Here is a 21,084-nt window from a genome sequence, read left to right on the forward strand (position 1 = left end):
TTAACACTGTATAAAATAGATTACATGAAGAAAGTTGTATGTTACAAGCGACGATAAAAGTGGATATGTAAATTAGTAAACTAACGGCGTATGATTTGTCGTTTAAGTGCAACATATTAGACAAAAACGTTGGAATTGTAAATTTGGGAGTTGAAAGGACATGAATAAGGATAAGCCTCGCATCGACCCGAGAATCATTCGCACACGCCAATTGCTGAAGGATGCTTTTGTTGAGCTGTTGCAGGAGATGGATATTGAGAAAATAACGGTTAATCGTATCGCAGAACGGGCAACCGTTAATCGGGTAACCTTCTATCTGCATTATCGGGATATTCCGGATATGCTGGAGAAGCTGGCGGATGAGATGAGCGAGGAGATCCGCACTGCATTGGACAGCAGCATGATGCAGCCAAACGCGACGGAAAGAGTCGATTATCGGATTATGGTCGGCATTCTTGAACACATTGCGCAAAACGCCAAATTTTATAAAGTGGTGTTAGGCTCGAGACGGACGCCAATTTTTACGGAGCGTTTGCTCAAAATGATGTCGGAAACCATTTTGCAAAAACTTGAGCATGAAAAAGAAACCTCGATCTCAAGAGCAGGCATTCAGAAAGACATTTTTATATGGTACAGTTCTGCAGCATTGATTGGCACGATTGTGTCTTGGCTCCGGCACGACATGCCCTACACGCCTGAATACTTAGCGCAACAATTTTCACTATTGCGATCGCACCAGGTATGAGCGTATGCCATCTTCTGTCCTTGTAAAAAAAAGCGGTTCCCCTTGAACGATCTGGGAAACCGCTTTTGCTATTTACAGCACCTGCTCGAGGAAGCGCGCGGCGCGCTCGCTCTGCGGGCTGGCGAAGAAGGCTTCCGGAGCAGCGCGCTCGATCAAGCGGCCGCCGTCCAGGAAATAGATTGTGTCCGCTGCTTCGCGGGCGAACTTCATCTCGTGCGTCACAATCAGCATCGTCATGCCGGAGGAGGCGAGGTCACGGATAACCGCGAGCACCTCTTTAACCATCTCCGGGTCAAGCGCCGATGTAGGCTCGTCGAACAGCATAATCTCCGGGTCCATAGCAAGCGACCGTGCAATGGCGACACGCTGTTTCTGGCCGCCGGACAGCTTGGACGGATACACATCGGCTTTCGCCGCAAGGCCGACACGCTCAAGCAGCTGCAAGCCTTTGGCGCGCGCCGCTTCCTTGGAGAGGCCTTTCACCTGCATCGGAGCAAACGTAATGTTGTCGATGACCGTCATATGCGGGAACAGGTGAAAATGCTGGAACACCATGCCTATCCGCTGGCGGACCTGCATCATATCCGTCTTCGGATGAGTCAGCTCCGTGCCGTCGATTGTAATCGTGCCGCTCGTCGGCACCTCCAGCAGGTTGAGGCAGCGCAGGAAGGTGGACTTCCCGGAGCCCGATGGACCGATAATCGCGACAACCTCGCCGCGCTCGACCGTTGTCGATATGTCATGCAAAACGTCCAGCTTGCCGAATGATTTGTTTAAGTGTTCAACTTTAATCACTGCGACGCATCCTCCTTTCGAGCAGTCCAGCCAGCGAGGTCAGCAGCAGAACAAGCACATAGTAGATGGCGCCGACAATGAGCAGCGCCTCGAACGCTTTGAACGTGTTCGCTTGGACAACGCTTGCCCGGCGCATCAGATCGGCGACGCCGATGACCGATACGAGCGAGGATTCCTTCACGAGCGCTACGCATTCGTTGACGAGGGCAGGCAGAATGTTCTTGATCGCTTGCGGCAGGATGATGCGGATCATCATCGTTTTGTACGGAATGCCTAGCGACAAGGCAGCTTCACGCTGGCCTTTGTCGACAGCCATAATGCCGCCGCGGATCGTCTCGGACAAGTAGGCGGCCGAGTTCAAGCCGAAGGCAAGGCCTGCTGCGAGCAGCGCCGGGATATCATAGTTGAACAGCTGCGGCGTAGCGTAATAAATCAAGAGCAGCTGCAGCAGGAGCGGCGTACCGCGGAACACCGAGGTGTAGACGGTCGCGAACCAGCGCAGCGGCGCGATGTTTGAAATTTTAAACAGGGACAGAATGCCGCCCCAGATAAAGCCGAATAAAGCCGATACGAGCGTGAACAGCAGCGTCACGAAGATGCCGCGGAAGATATAGCCCATATAGCCATCCAGCACGCTAAAATCAAGACCGGACTTCGACCGGCCGCTATCCGCTCCGCCGCCGGTAGACATAGCGCCGAACCATTTGTCGATGATCGCTTGCAGCTCGCCGCTTTCCTTCATCTTCTGCAGCTCGGCATTGAACTGTTCGGTCAGCTCGGAGCCTTTCGGGAAGGCAATGCCTAACCCTTGATCGTCGGGACTCGCTTCGAGGAGCGTGAATTGCAGATCCGGATTGGCGTCCGTATAGCCCCAAGCGACGGCATCCTCGACGATTGCAGCGTCCATGCGGCCCGATTTGATCTCTTGAATAAGATTCGGAATTTTGTCGAGCTTCGTAATCTTGGAGCTGCTTTGCAGCCCTTCGACCGCTGCCTCTTGTGTGGAGCCCAACTGAACGCCGACATGCTTGCCTTCAAGCTGCTCCATCGTCTCAAGGCCGCTGTCTTTCTTGGCTACGATCGTATTGCGGGCTGCATAATAAGGCTCTGTGAAATCGATGCTTTGCTTGCGCTCATCGGTAATCGACATCGACGACATGACGAAATCGACCCGTTGTGTCTGCAAGGCGGCAACCAAGCCGTTAAAATCCATGCCTGATATCTCCAGCTTATAGCCGAGCTTATCCGCTATGGCTCGTGCGATATCGATGTCAATCCCGACGATCTTTCCGCCGTTCTTCGCATCCGTATTTTCATAAGGGGGGTAGTCGGGCGATGTCCCCATCACAATCGTCTTCCCGCCGCCTATTGATTCTGCGCCGCCTTCGCCAGCAGCAATTGCGATACCGGTCTGACCGGTCCAGGCTGAAAGCAGGCTTGTGCCTGTTCCATTCGCAATGCCAAGCAGGATCAGGAGCGCAGCGAGCGACGAGAGCGCCCATTTGAACCATTTGTGCATCTCTAGTTGTCCTCTTCCTTATAAAGTGTAAAATATGCGCATCTTAGCATACCCAAATCCAACCGATTTCTCAATGGGGAAATGTTTCCTTCTGCGGATAATGCTTTTGTCCTATGTTATACTAAAGGATATATTTTCCTTATTACGAGCGAACTAGGCAGAAGCAAAAGGAGGTTATTATCGTTGTTAAAAAACATCATCCAAACAGGAAATTCTATTGAAGGTGAATTTTATTTTGAATTGTTCAAAAGGGATATACGATTTACGGTGGAAGATAATGTAGGAATCAGTTATGTCGAGCAATGTGTTACATATATAAATTCGTTGAGTGAGTCAGTCATTGTAAAACTTTGCGAAGCCTCCATTCGATATTGCAATGAATTTCTTGAGGAGGTAGGGGAGGAGCAACTCGTTTTTCTCAAACCAATGGATGTCCTTTCTAAAATAGAGCCTATTATGTTGTGTGTTCCAGATCCAGAAGGAAGGGATATTCCCGTGCTTGATTTGGAATTAAATTGTGAGTGGGAAATCGAACATGGCATGGAGTGGATTGTAAGAGAAAATGAAGTGTTATATGTTGGTCCGTACTATGGAGAAAATCCTTGGGGCGATTATGCGGTAAAGAAGAATTGGAATTATGCGTAAAATAAATAAGAACATTCATAGGGGTAAGCTATTGAAAACGGGTCATATTCATATTAATCAAATGATTGCTTTATATGAGAGCGAATCGGAGCCGTTCCGCAAGGTTCACCGGCTTATTGACTTGCTTGAGACGATCATTAAGACGCACACGGTCGTTTTGGTTTCGAATTTTTTGCATCGCAAAGCACTATCGGACGATATTAAAAGTTTAATAGCGGGCTGCCTGCGAACCCCTTCTCTTGGACATTGGCATGAATTTAGCCGGGTCATTGCGGATGATCTCCTGTTTAACTTTTTAACGGAGCAGCAGTACGAGCATTTGATGCAAGCAGCTTTAAGCGCGGATCAGAAGCAGGGACTAGCCGATATTTACGAAAAGCATGAGCAGTATTATGTCATTCGGAAGGGGACGGCACGCAAAAAACTGCATGGCTTTTTGAAGACCTTGATGGTCAAGCAAATAAAAGAGGGGCATCCGTTGTTCCTGAATCCCTATATCGTGCCATCGTTCCTCGATACTTTTATTGAATGGGAAAATACGGTTCAAGCGGTCATCGGCACCCGAAATCAATATGCGCACGGGGCTACGCCAAATGATGAAGAGTGTTTAAAGGATATTGCGAAGCTTGAGCAAATTTTAACAAGCTGGTTGGAAGAACAATGGCTCCATGAAACGAAAATTGCAGCGGCCGATGCAGAAGGCAATGCGATATTTGGCGCGGAAGCGAACCCAATGGATATGACGTTGATTCCGTATCATCCGTATATTGCGACGAAAGAGGGCGGGGCTTACTCGCTTTTCCCGCTGCTCTATACGAAGCAGAAGCAGGATGAGCCGGAGTATCATCTCATCTTTTTCAATGATTTGAAGAAGTATCACGAATCCAAAATATCGTACCTAAACTACCCTTATGCCGAACATATCCATACGGACTCGATCTATCATGATTTCCTGTCGGTCATTGACTATGACAACTGGAAGAGGTTTAAGAGCTCGATTTTTAATGAACGAATTCAAGAGCTAACGTCAAACTTTCATGGACGGAAAGAAGAGCTCGAAGAGCTCTATGCCTATATTGAGAACCATAATAACGGTTTTTATTATGTGACGGGAATTGCGGGAATCGGAAAGTCGGCGTTGCTGGCAGCTGCTTCCGTTAGGCTGAGCAAGGAAGAGTCTCTTTATTGCATTCCTTACTTTGTGCGAAGCGGAACGCGCCTCGCCGACTACAGCTGCTTCGTCCATCAGCTGAATGCTCAAATCGAGGAAATTTTCCATACCAAAATAAACGCCGGCCCTACGTTAGGGGAGCAAGTCCAGCTGCTGCAAACGAGGCTGTTGTTCGTTTCGGCGTCGCTTGCGAAGCAGCAGAAAAAATGCGTCATCATTATCGACGGCATCGATGAATTTGAAGAGATCCATCTTCATAACAATCTGGGCGATCTATTGTTTGCGGAAACGATCGCCAATATTATTTTTGTATATGGAGCCCGCCAGAGCATTGCGTCTCAGTCGTTTTATTACGCACTGGAAATTACGAAGCGAAAGCTGTTGAAGCTGGAAGGCTTAAACAAGGCTTACTTGCGTTCGATGCTGTACGGAACGATCAACAAATATGAGCTTAGCCGTGAAGATCCGCTTATCGATCGAATCATGGACAAGTCGGAGGGCAATCCGCTATATATCAAACTGTTTTGCTTGACGCTTGAGGAAAAGCCGTGGGACGAGCAGACGGTTGAACAGCTGCCGAAGAAGAAGATCGAGGAATTTTACGAGGGCATTGTCAGCCAGTTGTCATTGGAAGCGAAAGAGCTGCCGCTAGTTGACAGTTTGATTCTGATTGCGAGTTTGAAGGATGTTGTCAGCCCGGAAATGCTTCATCCTATGCTGGAGATTTCCTATGAATCGGCGCAGCAGTGTATCCGGCGCTTAAGCGCGTATCTGGTGGAAAGCGATGAATATGCCGGACATTTTCAATTGTTCCACGACTCCTTCCGCACCTATATGAAGGCGACTTATTCGAACCGCTGTCTGGAAATGCAGCTGCGAATCATAGCGGTTTGTAAACAGTGGCACAACTTCACGCGTTATGAAGGACCGCTTGCGACTTATGCGTTTCGCTATGCGCATTTGCATTTATACGAATTAACGGATGCAGAAACGCTGAAAGCATTCATTCAAGACAAATCTTTCAGCAATGAACAAATCGATAAGGTATCTATCAAGTATAGCCTGGAAATGATCCGGACGTATCTGCTAATGGATGAGGCTGCAGCGCTTGATATGGCATTTCATGTACTCGCGCTGCATGAACGCGTTGAGGGGAAAATTGAGGATATTCTCGCATCCCTTCCGCTGTCCGAGCGAGTTCTGGCGGATACGGTAAATGGACTGTCGGTTGCCAGCCGGATTCAGGTGTACATGGAAGCGATTCGGAGAGCGCTTGCTTCGCCGGAGGAGGCTTCCGAGCTGATCATCGCTTTGGACAGGCAAATTCCCCGAGGCACGGAAGTGAATCTGCTGGACTTCTATGACTTAGCCGATTTGAGCCAATTCGTGTTTGCGCTGGAGGAGAGCGGAGCAGACAGCGGTCCGCTGCTATCGCGCATTCTTGTCCCTGAGCCGCAATGCGCGGCAATGATGGAGCAAACGACCGTATGGACCGTAAGCGCTCGAAAACAATTTGCCGCGCTGTTGCGGAACTTGCGTTATGACGGAGCGCGTTATGAATATTTATGCGACATCATAGCGGATTTGTTGATGCAAGGCTGCACGGAGACGGCCAAGCTGGCTTATTCGTTTGCAATGAATGCGAAGCCGTCCGTACCGGTCATTACGGCATTTTTGCGCGGAATAATGGAATTGCTTCATGAACGGCAGGTCGAAGGCAGTCTGATTAAAAATCTGTTGGATGAAGCGTTTTATTGGGCGGATCGTCTGCCCAATATGTATTTATCGCAAGACAAGAGCCACGTCTTTTTTGTCGGCACATCCAGCGGTTCTGTGAGCTATGAGATTGCACGCCCGTATTATTTGAATCGGATCGCGCAGTTGGCCTATGGGCGCCAGTATTTTTCCTTATGCAGAGCGGCAAGCAGCAGAGCGCATGAGGAAATCAGAAAGGTGCCGAACCATTTCTTGAGGATACTAAAGTACCGGCTGTCGCGAGATTTAATCGCGCCTCCAGACCTTTCCTTGGAAGACAATGTGGAAGAAGAGGTATTTCTGCAAACGCCGTCCGCGACAGGAAAGGCTGTTGCGCTTCTGAATTATCAAGACATTAACGATGATACATTGGAAGCTTTTCAGGCGAAGGCAAGAGGCGGAATGGACGACCTGTCCAAGCTTCCTGCGTTTGCCGATTCATTGGCGCCATATCTTGATATACAGAGCGACATCGTGCCTAATGAAAAAATTGAAATGGCGGAGGCCGTTCCGGTTACGGAGAAGGAAGCTCGGGAACAGGTCAGCGCTTTGAGCAGTCAATCGAAGGATCCCATTTCCCAAATCTCTCAATATGGATACCAGCTGTTTTTACAAGGAAATATCGAATTGGGATTAAGCGTTATCCGAAATTCAACGAAGGTGCTGAAAGTGTTCCAGTATAGAGAAAGCTATGACGATAGCCGTCTGAACACTGCGGAGTTGCACGCTTTAGAAATGCGGATGAAATATTTGTACAAAATTGTGCAGTACTTTATCCAATCGGGAGACCTGGAGCGGGCAAGGGCGCTTGCCGTTCGATTGTCGCTTTCGGATTATAAAGCGGCCGCGATCTATCTTGTGGCGAAAGCCTATTTAATCCAATTTGAAGTTTCTGCCGCACAAAAGCTTATCGCTGCTCTAAGAGGCAATAAATTTAACCGAAGCGGCTCAACGCTGCGGTTTGCTCTGGCGGATCAATTGGAATCGGAAATGGTGCTCGCCTATTTTCAGCAAGGCGATCTGGGAGCTAGCTTACGGTATGCGACAGCGTGTAATCAACCGCAGGAAGCGATCGCAAAAATTCAGTTTGAAATGTTAAAAGAGGGAGAAACAACGGTAACGCGTCATATTGAAAATGCACGGCTGCGTCAGGGCATTTTTTATGCCTATGGTCAGCATATCGTTAACCGATTCACCTATGAACAATGGATGGAGAAGGTTCGCGCGTTTTCAGGGAAATCGGAGTTTCGCTTCCTGCTTTTTGGCGTATGGGAAACGATTGAGCCGGCGGCTCGCCTCGCCTTTCTGCAAGCGCTGGAACCGCTGCTAGCCTATCACGCCGATCATCGAAAGTTTTACATGAGAATCGTTGCCGAAATGCCGGATACAATGCTAATTAAGCAGATTCTAAAAGCGGTTATGGGCGATAAAATGCTGCTTCAATATACGCTTGCAATCTTTGCTCATCTGGAAGACGGCGAACGGGGAGGAACGGAGCAGATCGGCATGCTTATCAGCTCGATAAAGCCGGCTCAACAGTCCAGGTATGACCAATTTGAACAATGGATTGCTTCCATTGACGATGAAGATGACAAGGAATATTTGCTGCTGTTGAAGCGCCAGGTAGAGAAGCAAAAATTATCACGTGAAGAATTTGAACAAATTGCAGCGCGATATTAAATGTCAGGCAGCCAGAAAGGGTCCGCAGATCGGTTATCACCATCTGCGGACCCTTCTGCTTTGTTTATCGGGCCTGTTCGATCCGTCCGGCCTTTACATGCTTGAGCTGAGCGACAATAATGACGCTAATGATGACCAGAAGAAACCATGAGCTGATCTTGCTGAAGCCAACCAGCTGCCAGGCCTGATGCTGGTCTGGATATTTCCAGGCGTTGAAAAACGTAGCTATATTTTCGGCCAGCCATATAAAAAAACCGACAATGAAAAAAGCAAGCGTCAAAGGCATTCGATAAGTAGTACCCCGAACCCGATAGATGATCCACGTTCTCCAGAAGACGATAAGCACAAGCGCTTTCAGCCACCAGCGAAAATCAGGAATGAAGTGGTGGGTGAAGAAGTTCAAATAAATGGCGCCTCCCAGCAGCCCCGCAGGAACAAGCCCCGGCCAGCCTGTCATATCCATCCGCAGCCTTCGCCATATTTGGCACATAAAGCTCGCTACGCTTGCGTACATAAATCCGCTGTACAGCGGGACGCCGAGCACCTTCGTATAACCGGGCTCCGGGTATGCCCATGAGCCCATGCTGACTTTATAAATTTCCAGCAGCAAGCCGATGATATGAAACACGCAGATGACTTTAATTTCATCGATCGTCTCTAACCCGCATCGGTACATGAGGTACTGTACGGCAAGCAGGATGAGCAGAATGGCGTCATACCGGTAAATGAACGGTATTTCAATTGCGCTTGAAAGAGCTAAAGTGCCAAAGATGGCGACAGGAAAGATGCAGCTCATCGCCTGATGATAGCCGAAGTGAAGCAGTTGAATGACGGATTTCATTATTGCGGACCGTCTTCGTCCAGCTTGTATTCCAGAATATCTCCGGGCTGGCAATCTAAAGCTTTGCAAATCGCATCTAAAGTCGATAGACGGACGGCTTTCGCCTTTCCGTTTTTCAATATGGATAGATTAGCCATCGTTATGCCAACCTTCTCCGTCAGCTCGGTAACGCTCATTTTCCGCTTAGCCAGCATGACGTCAATATTAATAATAATCGCCATATCATTCACCTCAGACCGTTAAGTCATTTTCTGTTTTAATTTCTATGGCTTGTTTCAATAGCCTTTGGAGCACAGCAGCAAAGAAGGCAATGACCATAGAAGCAAAAACAATAACCAGTACGATTGCTAAAAGACCCGGGGCATCGTCATTCTCCGCCATGATGTAGAAGACCGGTGAGCACGCCGCAAATAAAGCGCTGATTGTAATCGCGCAAAGCTTGATCTTCTTTAAAGCGCTGACGGAGAGATCCGAGAAGGCGATATTGTTATCGATGTAGCTTAGCAGTTTCCACGATTGATACAAAGCGATGAAATAGGGGATCGCTGATGCATACAGGCATATCAAAGCCGGATAAAACAAATAGCCCGAAAAGTATGCTGCGCCTTCTTTGGCAATCGAAGGCAGCCCAATTACGCATAATGCCACAACCGGGATCGCCATCAGAATGACAGTCAGCTTTAGAAAGAGTGTTGTTCCGCGTTCCATTGAAGCACCTCACTTCGTTAGTGTCAATATGAATTTATCATATGATTTATCGTTTTGCAATAAATTTTAATTGTTTTAAGATCAATATAGATTGTTTTGAAAGATAGTGTAAATAGTTGTAAGCCAGGCTGGCAATGCTTTTAAGCAGCTAGATACCCAAATTTTCTAAGAAGTTTTTGATATCTTTTTGAAGCTCGAACAGTTTCTGCCGATCGCTTAGTTTTGGCTTTAATTCGACTTGATGTTCTTTATGCGGGTTGGCCTCATGTTTGTAATATGTATCAGTTAAGAGGCCTTGTGTTTTAGAGATAAACATTAATAACTGTTTGTACACATTATAATCCGCGTCATTGAAAGATTGATTTTCGTTATATCTGCTTATGAGCTTGTCTGATGCCGTTATAAAATCATCAGTAATTGATTCTGCAAAATTAGTGTCAGTTGCCTGATCGATAATATCCGAATACGATTTTGCCTTTATAAGTTCATAACGCAAGGGCAAGTTAGGACAACGATAATTAGAATGGGTCTGAAATATTTGTTCATTTTCAATTCCCGCCTTAGTAATCAATTGAAATTCTTCAAAATAGACGGAAGTGATGTCTCAAAGGTTACACGCGTAATTTATTTTGACCCTTCAACTGAACCTTGATAAAATGAGCCTAACACAACACTGCAAATTTACTTCTACCTTACAATAGATCAGGTGAATTCAATGGGAAAACATAATGGAAATGAGCTGCTGGAGCTATGGCTGTCCTTGACCCATATCCAGTCGAGAATAAACGACGAGCTGGAGCGGATATATGCATGCGCATGCAATTTAAATGCACGAGTTGCGCATGCAATAAATTTTTAAAATCGAAAGGAGTCTTTCTGCATGAAAGATCTGTTTAGCCCTTTTAAAATAAAAGGTTTGGAACTGAAAAACCGGATCGTGATGTCTCCGATGTGCCAATACTCGGTTGCAAATCAGGACGGCATAGCTGCCGATTGGCATTATTTGCATTACGTTAGCCGCGCAATCGGCGGGACTGGATTTATTATTATCGAAATGACGGACGTAGAGCCGGACGGACGCATATCCAACTTCGATCTTGGCTTATGGTCGGATGAGCAAATTGCTCCATTGAAAAAAATTGTAGACGCCTGCCATAGCTATGGCGCAAAAGTAGGCATTCAAATTGCCCATGCCGGACGCAAGGCGGAGGATGCAGAAGTGCCTGTGGCTCCATCGTCCATCGCCTTTAGCAATCAATACAAGCAGCCAAGAGCGCTTTCAACGGAAGAAGTAAAAAGTCTGGTTGAAAAATTCCGCAGCGCAGCGGCGCGAGCTGTCAAAGCGGGGTTTGATGCGATTGAACTTCATGGCGCCCATGGATACTTGCTTCATCAATTCCATTCGCCGCTAACCAACAAAAGGGAAGATGAGTACGGAAAGGACCTCACCAAATTTGGCCGGGAGGTTATTGAAGCGGTGAAAGCGGAAATGCCTGAGGATATGCCGCTAATGATGCGCATTTCCGCGAAAGAATACGTTGAAGGCGGCTATGGAATTGAAGAAAGCTTAGTCTTCGCTAGACAATATCAGCAAGCAGGCGTGGATCTGTTTGATGTTTCTTCGGGCGGCGAAGGACATTTTCCGGCAGACGGCGGACCAGGAAGTCATGCTGGGTATCAGGTGCCGCTCGCTCGCGAAATCAAGCAAGCGCTTGATGTTCCGGTCATAGCCGTAGGCAGACTCGAAGATCCAGTTTTAGCAAATGCTGTGATCGGCAACGAGGATGCGGATCTTGCAGCAATCGGAAGAGAGCTGTTAAGAAATCCATATTGGGCGCTGGATGCCGCAGTGAAGCTGAAGAAAGAAACGGCGATTCCTAAACCATATTCGAGAGCGTTTTAAGCGGAACAGACAAGCAACGATTTGCGTATATAATTTCGATTGACAATAAAAAGAAACTAATGGTAATATATGCAATCAGAAGCAAGTGATAGCAATATCCGGCGATCGCATCGATTTATGCGTGCGGTCCCGGCTATACAAGTTCGCCGGAACACCGGAGACTTCTAATCTTTCGATAAGATTGGAGGTCTCTTTTTTATTAGGCGGATTTTCTCTTCCCCATTCCTCGTTTCATGAAGTATTCCTCTAGATACGAAATTCGTATAGCTCCCTTTTAAATCGATGTTGGAAGCGTTTGTATTGAAAACACTATATACTTATAAAATTTATCTATTATGGAAGTAATTGACTGAAAGTAAAACAGATGCTAAAGTAAACTCAATTCTTAATCCTAACTTAACCGCTAGGAATTATGAGTTTAATAGTGAACAAACGGAGGTCTTGATTAATTTGAACAAAAAAATGAGTATTGCATCTATTTTTATTTTAACGCTCCTCGTTACTGCTTGCGGCAACGGAGGGGAGAAGGAAGCTTCGACAGGGGCGAATGGAGCATCCAGCAAGGATGTTAAGAAAGTGATCGTAGGTACAGGCAGCGATTTCGAGCAAGTCGCGTTCCTGGATAAGGACGGAAAGCTGACAGGCTACGACGTTGAGGTCATCCGCGAGATTGACAGGCGCTTGGAAGAGTATGAATTCGAGTTCCAAACATTTGACTTCTCGAATATTTTGCTCAGTCTGGAAGCGGGAAAAATCGATCTTGCCGCACACCTGTTCGAGAAAAATCCGGAGAGAGAGCAAAAGTTTTATTTTAACCAAGAGCCTTACGCTTACTGGAGAAATAAAATTATTGTCGCTTCGTCCAACAATGACCCGATTAAGTCACTGGATGATTTGAAAGGGAAAAAGGTGCTGATCGGACCGACAAGCGCACAAGCACAAATTCTTGAAAACTATAATAAGGATCATAATGACGCCATCAAAATCGTGTACCAGCAGGATGACGCAAACGACGAAGTGCAGCAAGTTTCTTCGGGCCGCGTAGACGCAACGCTAGGCGCGGATTTCCTGCTTCCGATTAAAGATCCGCAAGGGAAGCTGAAGACGGTCGGCGATGCGCTGAACGAAGGCCATATTCAGTATGTATTCCGCAAGGACGATCCGGAATCGAAAAAGCTGGCGGATGCGGTGGACCAAACGATTAAAGAACTGAAGGCGGACGGCACGCTTAAAAAGTTGAGTGAAGAATGGCTCGGACTGGATTTTTCCAAATAGACGCTAGAAGCAGCCGGTCGAATGGCTGCCGGAATGGAAACGAAAAACGGGAGGAGCGGAGCAATTAATGGGGCAACAAGCGTTTGATCCTACCGCCATATTCGGTTATATCATACAACTGCTTCCGTTCCTTCGAATGACTTTGCTGATCGTTGGCGGTTCCATTCTAATCGGATTGTTCATCGGACTCATTGTCGCCTTGCCGCGGCTCTATCGCATTCCATTGCTCAAGCAGCTGTCGCAAATCTATGTATCCTTTTTCAGAGGCACGCCGATTCTCATTCAGCTTTTTCTATTCTATTATGGCGTGCCTGAGTTTTTAAAACTGTTTCAGATTGACGCCTCGCGGACATCAGCCATTTATTTCGTTATTTTAACGTATGCTCTGCACAGCGGAGCCTACATCTCGGAAGTAATCAGAGGCGCGGTGGAGGCTGTCGACCGCGGGCAAGTGGAAGCGGCGTATGCGATCGGGATGAACAGCTATCAGGCTTTTGTCCGGATCGTGCTGCCTCAGGCGCTGGCGATCTCTATCCCAGTCTTTGCCAATGTTGTTACCGGCAATCTAAAGGATACTTCCTTAGCGTTCTCGGTCGGCATTATGGATATTACGGGCAAAGCTCGGACAGTCGGCGCTCTCACACAGCAGTTCGTGGAAATTTATATCGCGCTTACACTTATTTATTTCTTGTTGAGCTACGGGCTTCAAAAGCTGTTTGCCTTCATTGAACGAAGACTGATGTGGGGAGAGTCGGTAACAACAGCGGTCCGTAAAGCTCCGCGCAGGCGTGCGTCGAAATTCCGCCTTGACGCGGCGATTCGAAAGGAGGAGACGGGGCAATGAGGCTCGATCCGACCTTTATATGGACTGCGCTGACGATGCTGCTGTCCGCTATCCCGACAACGCTAGCGATTACCGCTGTATCTATGCTTTGCGGTTTGGTTATCGGAACGGCTGTCGCGTTAATCCGAATTTACAAGGTGCCGGTGCTGCACAGAGCGGCTAATGCTTATGTCACCTTCATTCGAGGCACGCCGATGCTTACCCATTTGCTGCTTATCTACTTCGGCCTATCATTCGTGCTCGACAGTTTATCTTCACGATACGGGTGGTCATTCAACTCGGTGTCCATTCCGATGATTGGCTTTGCTTATACGGCGTTCTCCATTACAGCCGGCGCTTATTTGTCGGAAGTGGTTCGGGCAGGCTTGCTGGCGGTAAACAAGGGGCAACTGGAGGCGGCGTACTCGATCGGGATGACGACGAGGCAAGCGATGCTCAGAATCGTATTCCCGCAAGCATTCGCTATCGTTTTGCCGAATTTATCGAACAGTACGATCAGCATGCTGCACGGATCGACGCTGGCATTCACCGTATCGGTAGTCGATATGAATGCCAAGTCTCAGATCGTAGCTTCAGCGAATTGGAAGTTTCTTGAATCCTACATAGCGGCTGCGATTTTGTATTGGGGACTTACGATCGTAATCGAACGGCTGGCTTCCGTGATGGAGAAACGGATGCAAGTGCATAGCCGAGGCGGCGTCTCTTAAGAGACCGCGGCGAACAGGAAGCGGGTGAACGAGTGGGATCGTTGTTGGAAATCGAAAGACTGCGAATTGCCTTTCGGAGCGGCGGAAACGGGCTGATCGCGGTAGACGATGTAAGCTTTAAAATCGATTCCGGGCGCACGGTCGCGATTGTAGGAGAGTCGGGCTGCGGAAAAAGCGTAACCTCCCTGTCCATTATAGGATTGCTAGGAGCGAACGGGGCTGTCACGCATGGACAAATCCGATTTGAGGAAACCGTGTTGAGCGAGCTTTCCGAGGAACAGCTTCGAAAGCTGAGAGGCAGCGAGATCGCGATGATTTTTCAAGAGCCGATGACTTCGCTGAATCCGGTCCTGCCGATCGGCGAGCAGATCGAAGAAGCGATTCGGCTGCATTTGGGAAAGACACGCAAGGAAGCGAGAGAGCTAACGGTCGGCATGCTGAAGAAAGCGGGCATCCCTCGGCCGGAAGCGATCGTTAAAGAATATCCGCATGCTTTGTCGGGAGGCATGCGCCAGCGGGTCATGATCGCGATGGCGCTGGCTTGCGGCCCAAAACTGCTCATTGCAGATGAGCCTACGACGGCTCTTGATGTGACGATACAGGCGCAAATTTTGGACCTGATGAAGGAGTTGCAGGCGGAGAGCGGAGCTGCGATTTTGCTTGTCACTCATGATTTGGGAGTTGTCGCCCAAATGGCGGATCAAGTGCTTGTTATGTATGCGGGGCAAGTTGTAGAGGAAGGCGACGTATTCGCGTTATTCCGAGCGCCGAAGCACCCCTATACGCAAGGATTGTTGAAATCCGTTCCGCTTCTTGACGAATGGAAGCGCGAGCGATTGCCTGCCATTCCAGGAGCGGTGCCCTCGCCGCATGAAATGCCTGCAGGCTGCCGCTTTCACCCCCGCTGCACGTATGCGGTGGATCGGTGCAGGAAAGAGCAGCCGGAACTGGAAGCTGCAGGAGACGGCCAACGGGTTCGATGTTGGCTGGCCGGCGATATTGGCGCTTCCATAGCGGTCCGTAAGGAGGAGGTTAGCGTATGACGCAGCAGCCTTTGCTTCGGGTTGAACGGCTTAAAACTTACTATCCGACGCGAAGCGGTATTTTCTCGCGGTCATCGGGAAGTGTTAAGGCCGTGGACGGCGTCAGCTTCACGCTTCATGAAGGAGAAACCGTCGGGCTGGTCGGCGAGTCGGGCTGCGGCAAATCAACGATTGGCCGGACGATTCTAAGGCTGGAGAAAGCGCAAGAGGGACGCATTCTGTTTCAGGATGAGGACATTACAGACCACTCCCAGCGAAAGCTTCGGCGAGTACGGTCTAACATGCAAATCATTTTTCAAGATCCATATGCCTCTTTGAACCCGAAGCTTCGCATTTACGACGCGCTGGCGGAACCGCTTATCGTACATAAACGTGTCAGTCGCAGCGAGGTTCAGCGCGAGGTTGAACGACTGCTTCATTTGGTCGGGCTGCCGCGTTCGGCCGGCCAGCGGCTGCCGCATGAATTTTCCGGAGGACAGCGGCAGCGAATCGGCATCGCCAGGGCGATCGCTTTCCGGCCGAAGCTGATCGTATGCGATGAGCCTGTATCTGCGCTCGACGTATCAATACAAGCGCAAATTATCGGTCTGCTTCAGGACCTTCAGGATGAGCTGAAGCTGACTTATTTGTTCATTTCACACGGCATGGGAGCGGTCAAGCAGATCAGCAGCCGCATTGCAGTTATGTATTTAGGCAAAATCGTGGAGATTGCGCCTTCCGAAGCATTGCTGCGCAAACCGAAGCATCCGTATACGAGGCTGCTGCTGAACGCATATCCTCCGCCTGATCCGACGCTTCGCGCAGAGAAAAAGCTCATCGTTCACGGCGATGTGCCAAGTCCCGCCAATCCGCCGGACGGCTGCCGCTTTCATACGAGGTGTCCTTTTGCTCAGGAAAGATGCCGCAAGGAAGAGCCTCAATTAACGGAAGGCTTGCATGCAGCCGCATGTCATTATCCGCTGGATTAAAAGCGGGAAAAGGAGGGTTTCATGAGCCGCTTCATTTTACGGAGGCTGATTATCGCGATTCCGGTCTTTTTCGGCATTACGGTATTGAGCTTTCTCCTGATGAACATGGCCCCGGGCAACCCGGTCGATATGATGATCAATCCGAATATCCCGAAAGAAATGCTGGATCTGAGAAAGGAACTGCTGGGACTTAACGATCCGCTGTATATCCAGTATGGAAAGTGGCTGCTTGGTCTGCTGCAGGGGGACCTCGGCTATTCCTACAGCACCTATGCTCCCGTCGCTCATATGATCGGCGAACGAATCGGGCCGACGCTGCTGCTTGCCTCGCTGGCGCTTGCGGTCGGATTGCTGATCGCTATTCCAGCCGGGGTTATTAGCGCGATTCATCAGAACTCGAAGCTGGATTATGCGCTGACGGGGCTTTCTTTTCTCGGTACGTCGATTCCGCCGTTTTTTCTCGGTCTCGGCTTGATTTACATTGCCGGCATCGAGTTGAAATGGCTGCCTACCGGAGGCATGTCCACGCTAGGCGGAAACGGAGGAGCAGCAGACGTTATCCGGCATCTCATTCTTCCGGTGACGGTGCTAGGCGTAACGATTGCGGGCAAGAAGGTGAGGTATGTTCGGGCGAGCATGCTGGATGTGCTGCAGCATGATTATTTGCGGACGGCCAGGGCTAAGGGGCTAAAACGACATGTTGTCACGTATAAGCATGCGCTGCGCAATGCGTTAATCCCGATTATTACGATTGTCGGGACGGAGATCCCGCTTCTGCTGGGCGGAAGCATCATTATCGAGCAAGTGTTTCAATGGCCGGGAATCGGGCAATTGACGATGGAAGCGATACTGGCGAGGGACTATCCGACCTTAATGGGCTTGAATCTGGTTGCCGCTTGCGTCGTTCTGATGACCACTATGCTCATGGATATTCTCTATGCGGCGGCGGACCCGCGTATTAAATACAGTGCATAGGAGGGGAGAGCATGCCCCAGGCAGATACGATCATTGGGCAAGAGACTTACGTCCAAGGCGGTGAATGGGAGCAAGGGCAGCCGCAAGCGAAAATCGAGAGCCATGCCAAGCAAATCTGGCGTAAATTCGCCCGCCGCAAGCTGCCGTTATGGGCTCTAGCGACGACGCTGCTGCTGCTCGCCGCAGGATTAATCGCTCCGTGGCTTGCGCCCTATGCTCCGAATGAGGTTACCGACGTATTCGGCGCTGCACCATCAGCTTCACTTTGGCTAGGGACGGATCAGGTCGGCAGGGATGTGCTGAGCAGAGTCATTCATGGTACGCGAATTTCGTTAATTATCGGCTTTTCGACAGTGGCGATTTATGTTGCATTTGGCGCTCTAGTCGGCATGCTCGCCGGTTACTACGGGAAATGGATTGATATGCTGCTGATGAGGATCACCGATATCTTTCTAAGTTTTCCGTACATGATGATCGTGCTCATCATCGTCAGCCTGCTGGGCGCAAACGTAACGACGATTGTGCTTGTGCTCGCCTTGTTCAAGTGGCCGACTGTCGCCTTGCTGATCCGGGGAAGCGTGCTGTCGATCAAAGAAATGGATTACGCGAAAGCTGCCATTGCGCTCGGCTACAGTACCCCCCGCATATTAGCGAAGCACATTGTTCCGAACGCGCTCGGACCGATTATCGTCAATGCGACGTTCGGCGTAGCCGGTACCATTTTGAGTGAAGCGGGGCTAAGCTTCCTGGGCATGGGAGTAGCATCGCCGCAAGCAAGCCTTGGCAATATGCTGCATGACGCCCAGTCGCTGACCGTATTGACCGATCAGCCTTGGCTATGGCTGCCGGCCGGCGCCGTTATTTTGCTGATCGTACTGGCGATTAATTTTGTAGGCGATGGGCTTCGCGATGCTTTTGACGCCAAGCATTGAACTTGAGCAGGCATTGACTGAAAGGATACCTGCTAAATTTATTATTCAAGGGAGCGAATGCAAATGAATCGAAATAAACGGAAAATAACGTTTGGCTTTATTCTGCTTATCTTTACATTAATGCTGTCTGCATGCAGCGATGCCGGCAACAAGCAGGCCGCCGCGCCATCCGCAGATCCGACAGAGCAGCCGAAAGCAACGCAGGAGGCTTCCGCAGCGCCGGCTCCATCTCCCAAAACGCTGACGATCGGCATCGTCAATGCGCCCGTAACGCTGAATCAAATCAATACGCAAGGCAGCTCGGCTTCCCTAGCTCCTATTAATCTGTTAAATGACGCTCTTCTGGACGTTACGGAATCGGCGCAATTTGTGCCGAAGCTGGCTGAATCGATTGAGACGACGGATAAGCAGACGTATAAGATTAAGCTTAAGCCTAGCGCCAAGTGGAACGACGGCACGCCGTTTACAACTGCAGATGTCGCGTTCACGTTGAAGCTGGCGCTTCATCCGAAGGTGGAGACCTCTTTCCAGCTCAATTTCATTGAAGGATTAAACGATTTCGGCAAGCTGGATGAAGGGGTAACCGAAATTTCCGGTCTTCACATTATCGACGCCAATACGTTCGAGATTAAAACGAAGACGCCGATCGACCCCCTTGTATTCAATGAACGGTTTGGCGTAAAGGTTAACTTTGTGCCGGAGCATATTTTGAAAGGGCTGGACCCGGCCGAGGCATCTACGAATAAATATTTCCAAGAGCCAACCGTAACGATCGGCGCTTACAAATATAAAAAATTCGAGCAAGGCCAATACGTGGAAGTTGTAAAAAACGAAAATTACTATTTGCCTGTGCCGAAGATCGATACGATTTTTATTAAAGTGCTTCCGGCAGCCAATTTGGTCGCCCAGCTTCAAACCGGCGAAGTGCATTTGAATTCGTTGCCGGTCGGACTCGTGCCGATTACCGATTATGACAAAGTGAAAGGGTTTGACAACGTTACGGTTTCTTCAGCATCGGCTTCGGAGCCGGCTGAACTGTTCTTCAATATCGAGAAGCTGCCGGATAAAAGAGTCCGTCAAGCGATCGCGCACGCGTTGAACCGCCCGCTTATTGTGGAGCAGCTGCTCAAAGGGCAGGCCGAAATTATCGACGGCGGCGTGCCGAGCTCGCATCCGTACTTTAATAAGGATATCGAGCCTTATGCGTACGATCCGGAGCTGTCGAAGCAATTGCTGAAGGAAGCGGGCTGGGATGCTGGCCGCAAAGTGACGTTTATTATTCCGGTAGGCAACAAAGTGCGCGAGCAGGCTGCTGACATTCTCGTACAAAACCTGGAAGCCGTAGGCATCAAGGTGGATGTGCAAAAATACGATTTCCCGACTCTGATCGATAAAGTGGAAAAAGGCGAGCATGACATTACGATTTTTACAAGGGACTACTATATCGAGCCAAGCCTTTACTTCACGTCTTACAAGAGCGACGACCCGGAAAGCGTTACGCGGTACAACAATCCGCGCGTTGACGAGCTGATCAAACAAGGCGAACAGGAAATTGACGAAGCGAAGCGCCACGAAATTTACAATGAGCTGCAGGCGATTTTGCATGACGAGGTTCCAACTCTGGCGGTCTATTCGGAGAAAAGGCTGCAGGTCGTTTCGAAGGACGTTCTCGTAGGCAAGCCGCTTAATCTCGGCACGTTTAATAACGTGAACGAATGGGATTTGGTCGTGAAGTAGGCTTGAACTTTTAATAAAGGATGCAGGAGGCAGGAGGCGGAGGCGGTCTAGCCTCTTGTATTCATTCTCAATAATTAAACTATGAGGCGGCGATGGTATGGGGATTGCAGTAATACACGGAAGCTCCCGCAAAAACGGAAACACCGATCAATTAGCCCAATTGCTAGTAGAAGGGTTCGAGACCGATCATATTTATTTGGCTGATTATCGGATTGAGCCGATTGTCGACTATCGGCATTCCGAGAAGCGGCCGTACCCGAACGATGACTATCGTACGGTGCTGGAGCGGGTGTTGGCTCAGGACGTACTCGTATTTACGACGCCGATCTATTGGTATGGGCCGTCCGGCTTGACGAAAAATTTCATTGACCGGTGGTCGCAATCGCTGCGTGAAAATAAGGAGCCGTTTCTTGCTAACCTTGCGGCGAAGACTGCTTGGGTGCTGGCTGTCGGCGACGATGAGCCTCACTTGAAAGGGCTGCCGTTGGTTCAACAGTTTCAGTATATATTTGAATATACCGGAACCGCATATGCGGGCTACATTATCGGAAAAGGCAACAAGCCGGGTGACATTTTGCAGGATACCGTTGCTTTGGCTGCGGTGGAAGCCGTTCGGCAGCAATGGGGTATCGAGAGTCGTACGCTTTCTTGATGCAGTCTAAGCATTTAAAGGAGACAGTATAAAAAGCTTACCGTTGATCGTGACGGTAAGCTTTTTATACTTGATAGGACTGTACAATTTTGTGATTTACGCTGCGGCCTAGCGTTAATCGAGCTCCAGAGCGCATTTTCATCACAATAACGCTGCGGCACAGCGTTATTTCAACCCACGTGCGCTTTG

Annotated in this window: 19 protein-coding genes; 13 read left to right on the top strand and 6 right to left on the bottom strand. The window is 49.1% G+C overall.

Annotation, left to right across the window (positions count from 1 at the left end; genetic code table 11):
- The first annotated feature begins 160 nt into the window (after nucleotides 1-160).
- Nucleotides 161-745, top strand: a complete 585-nt coding sequence (locus GOM71_RS13040) for a TetR/AcrR family transcriptional regulator (RefSeq protein ID WP_156281716.1) — start codon at nucleotides 161-163, stop codon at nucleotides 743-745.
- A 72-nt stretch (nucleotides 746-817) separates the two neighbouring features.
- Here GOM71_RS13040 and GOM71_RS13045 read toward each other — a convergent pair whose 3' ends face one another.
- Complete coding sequence (locus GOM71_RS13045; RefSeq protein ID WP_367649588.1) at nucleotides 818-1,540, bottom strand: amino acid ABC transporter ATP-binding protein; 723 nt, start codon at nucleotides 1,538-1,540, stop codon at nucleotides 818-820.
- Nucleotides 1,533-3,059, bottom strand: a complete 1,527-nt coding sequence (locus GOM71_RS13050) for an ABC transporter substrate-binding protein/permease (protein ID WP_253944824.1) — start codon at nucleotides 3,057-3,059, stop codon at nucleotides 1,533-1,535. Before GOM71_RS13050 ends, GOM71_RS13045 begins: the two co-directional genes overlap by 8 nt.
- Nucleotides 3,060-3,242: 183 nt before the next feature.
- On the opposite strand from GOM71_RS13050, the gene GOM71_RS13055 reads away from it, so the two are divergent.
- Nucleotides 3,243-3,704: a DUF6985 domain-containing protein gene (locus GOM71_RS13055; protein WP_156281720.1), complete on the top strand. Its 462-nt coding sequence runs from the start codon at nucleotides 3,243-3,245 to the stop codon at nucleotides 3,702-3,704.
- A 31-nt stretch (nucleotides 3,705-3,735) separates the two neighbouring features.
- Nucleotides 3,736-8,310 carry an nSTAND1 domain-containing NTPase gene (locus tag GOM71_RS13060; RefSeq protein WP_173275573.1) on the top strand — a complete coding sequence of 1,525 codons (4,575 nt, stop codon included), beginning with the start codon at nucleotides 3,736-3,738 and terminating at the stop codon, nucleotides 8,308-8,310.
- A gap of 64 nt (nucleotides 8,311-8,374) precedes the next feature.
- Here GOM71_RS13060 and GOM71_RS13065 read toward each other — a convergent pair whose 3' ends face one another.
- The 4 genes from GOM71_RS13065 to GOM71_RS13080 form a co-directional block, all read right to left on the bottom strand.
- Nucleotides 8,375-9,151 carry a DUF817 domain-containing protein gene (locus tag GOM71_RS13065; protein ID WP_156281724.1) on the bottom strand — a complete coding sequence of 259 codons (777 nt, stop codon included), beginning with the start codon at nucleotides 9,149-9,151 and terminating at the stop codon, nucleotides 8,375-8,377.
- Nucleotides 9,151-9,372, bottom strand: coding sequence for a helix-turn-helix domain-containing protein (locus tag GOM71_RS13070; protein ID WP_156281726.1), 222 nt, complete (start codon nucleotides 9,370-9,372; stop codon nucleotides 9,151-9,153). Before GOM71_RS13070 ends, GOM71_RS13065 begins: the two co-directional genes overlap by 1 nt.
- 10 nt (nucleotides 9,373-9,382) lie before the next feature.
- Nucleotides 9,383-9,859 carry a DUF2975 domain-containing protein gene (locus GOM71_RS13075; protein WP_156281728.1) on the bottom strand — a complete coding sequence of 159 codons (477 nt, stop codon included), beginning with the start codon at nucleotides 9,857-9,859 and terminating at the stop codon, nucleotides 9,383-9,385.
- A 148-nt stretch (nucleotides 9,860-10,007) separates the two neighbouring features.
- On the bottom strand, nucleotides 10,008-10,430 hold the full coding sequence (locus GOM71_RS13080) for a hypothetical protein (RefSeq protein ID WP_156281730.1): 423 nt from the start codon (nucleotides 10,428-10,430) through the stop codon (nucleotides 10,008-10,010).
- Between the two features lie 309 nt (nucleotides 10,431-10,739).
- Here GOM71_RS13080 and GOM71_RS13085 point away from each other — a divergent pair, with 309 nt between their 5' ends.
- From GOM71_RS13085 to GOM71_RS13130, 10 genes are all read left to right on the top strand, one after another.
- Nucleotides 10,740-11,762 carry an NADH:flavin oxidoreductase/NADH oxidase gene (locus GOM71_RS13085; protein ID WP_156281732.1) on the top strand — a complete coding sequence of 341 codons (1,023 nt, stop codon included), beginning with the start codon at nucleotides 10,740-10,742 and terminating at the stop codon, nucleotides 11,760-11,762.
- Between the two features lie 462 nt (nucleotides 11,763-12,224).
- On the top strand, nucleotides 12,225-13,037 hold the full coding sequence (locus tag GOM71_RS13090; protein WP_156281792.1) for a transporter substrate-binding domain-containing protein: 813 nt from the start codon (nucleotides 12,225-12,227) through the stop codon (nucleotides 13,035-13,037).
- 67 nt (nucleotides 13,038-13,104) lie between these two features.
- Nucleotides 13,105-13,881 (top strand): amino acid ABC transporter permease, encoded by a 777-nt coding sequence (locus GOM71_RS13095; RefSeq protein ID WP_156281734.1) that lies wholly within the window; start codon nucleotides 13,105-13,107, stop codon nucleotides 13,879-13,881.
- Complete coding sequence (locus tag GOM71_RS13100) at nucleotides 13,878-14,588, top strand: amino acid ABC transporter permease (RefSeq protein WP_156281736.1); 711 nt, start codon at nucleotides 13,878-13,880, stop codon at nucleotides 14,586-14,588. Before GOM71_RS13095 ends, GOM71_RS13100 begins: the two co-directional genes overlap by 4 nt.
- A gap of 32 nt (nucleotides 14,589-14,620) precedes the next feature.
- Nucleotides 14,621-15,631: an ABC transporter ATP-binding protein gene (locus GOM71_RS13105; protein ID WP_367649589.1), complete on the top strand. Its 1,011-nt coding sequence runs from the start codon at nucleotides 14,621-14,623 to the stop codon at nucleotides 15,629-15,631.
- Nucleotides 15,628-16,599 carry an ABC transporter ATP-binding protein gene (locus tag GOM71_RS13110; RefSeq protein WP_156281738.1) on the top strand — a complete coding sequence of 324 codons (972 nt, stop codon included), beginning with the start codon at nucleotides 15,628-15,630 and terminating at the stop codon, nucleotides 16,597-16,599. Before GOM71_RS13105 ends, GOM71_RS13110 begins: the two co-directional genes overlap by 4 nt.
- A gap of 21 nt (nucleotides 16,600-16,620) precedes the next feature.
- Complete coding sequence (locus GOM71_RS13115; protein ID WP_156281740.1) at nucleotides 16,621-17,574, top strand: ABC transporter permease; 954 nt, start codon at nucleotides 16,621-16,623, stop codon at nucleotides 17,572-17,574.
- Nucleotides 17,575-17,585: 11 nt separating this feature from the next.
- Nucleotides 17,586-18,506: an ABC transporter permease gene (locus tag GOM71_RS13120; protein ID WP_156281742.1), complete on the top strand. Its 921-nt coding sequence runs from the start codon at nucleotides 17,586-17,588 to the stop codon at nucleotides 18,504-18,506.
- A gap of 63 nt (nucleotides 18,507-18,569) precedes the next feature.
- Nucleotides 18,570-20,243, top strand: coding sequence for an ABC transporter substrate-binding protein (locus GOM71_RS13125; protein WP_156281744.1), 1,674 nt, complete (start codon nucleotides 18,570-18,572; stop codon nucleotides 20,241-20,243).
- Between the two features lie 97 nt (nucleotides 20,244-20,340).
- The gene (locus GOM71_RS13130; RefSeq protein WP_156281746.1) at nucleotides 20,341-20,895 is read left to right on the top strand and encodes a flavodoxin family protein; all 555 of its coding nucleotides are present in this window, start codon (nucleotides 20,341-20,343) and stop codon (nucleotides 20,893-20,895) included.
- The last annotated feature ends 189 nt before the right edge of the window (nucleotides 20,896-21,084 follow it).

Origin of the sequence: Paenibacillus sp. NEAU-GSW1 (genome assembly GCF_009737085.1) — a bacterium.
Taxonomy (GTDB): Bacteria; Bacillota; Bacilli; order Paenibacillales; family Paenibacillaceae; genus Pristimantibacillus.

Coding starts and splice junctions, on each gene's coding strand:
- GOM71_RS13085 (WP_156281732.1), top strand. CDS start 10,740: ATGAAAGATCTGTTTAGCCCTTTTAAAATAAAAGGTTTGGAACTGAAA.
- GOM71_RS13120 (WP_156281742.1), top strand. CDS start 17,586: ATGCCCCAGGCAGATACGATCATTGGGCAAGAGACTTACGTCCAAGGC.
- GOM71_RS13115 (WP_156281740.1), top strand. CDS start 16,621: ATGAGCCGCTTCATTTTACGGAGGCTGATTATCGCGATTCCGGTCTTT.
- GOM71_RS13130 (WP_156281746.1), top strand. CDS start 20,341: ATGGGGATTGCAGTAATACACGGAAGCTCCCGCAAAAACGGAAACACC.
- GOM71_RS13095 (WP_156281734.1), top strand. CDS start 13,105: ATGGGGCAACAAGCGTTTGATCCTACCGCCATATTCGGTTATATCATA.
- GOM71_RS13065 (WP_156281724.1), bottom strand. CDS start 9,151: ATGAAATCCGTCATTCAACTGCTTCACTTCGGCTATCATCAGGCGATG.
- GOM71_RS13100 (WP_156281736.1), top strand. CDS start 13,878: ATGAGGCTCGATCCGACCTTTATATGGACTGCGCTGACGATGCTGCTG.
- GOM71_RS13070 (WP_156281726.1), bottom strand. CDS start 9,372: ATGGCGATTATTATTAATATTGACGTCATGCTGGCTAAGCGGAAAATG.
- GOM71_RS13110 (WP_156281738.1), top strand. CDS start 15,628: ATGACGCAGCAGCCTTTGCTTCGGGTTGAACGGCTTAAAACTTACTAT.
- GOM71_RS13040 (WP_156281716.1), top strand. CDS start 161: ATGAATAAGGATAAGCCTCGCATCGACCCGAGAATCATTCGCACACGC.
- GOM71_RS13075 (WP_156281728.1), bottom strand. CDS start 9,859: ATGGAACGCGGAACAACACTCTTTCTAAAGCTGACTGTCATTCTGATG.
- GOM71_RS13125 (WP_156281744.1), top strand. CDS start 18,570: ATGAATCGAAATAAACGGAAAATAACGTTTGGCTTTATTCTGCTTATC.
- GOM71_RS13050 (WP_253944824.1), bottom strand. CDS start 3,059: ATGCACAAATGGTTCAAATGGGCGCTCTCGTCGCTCGCTGCGCTCCTG.
- GOM71_RS13090 (WP_156281792.1), top strand. CDS start 12,225: ATGAGTATTGCATCTATTTTTATTTTAACGCTCCTCGTTACTGCTTGC.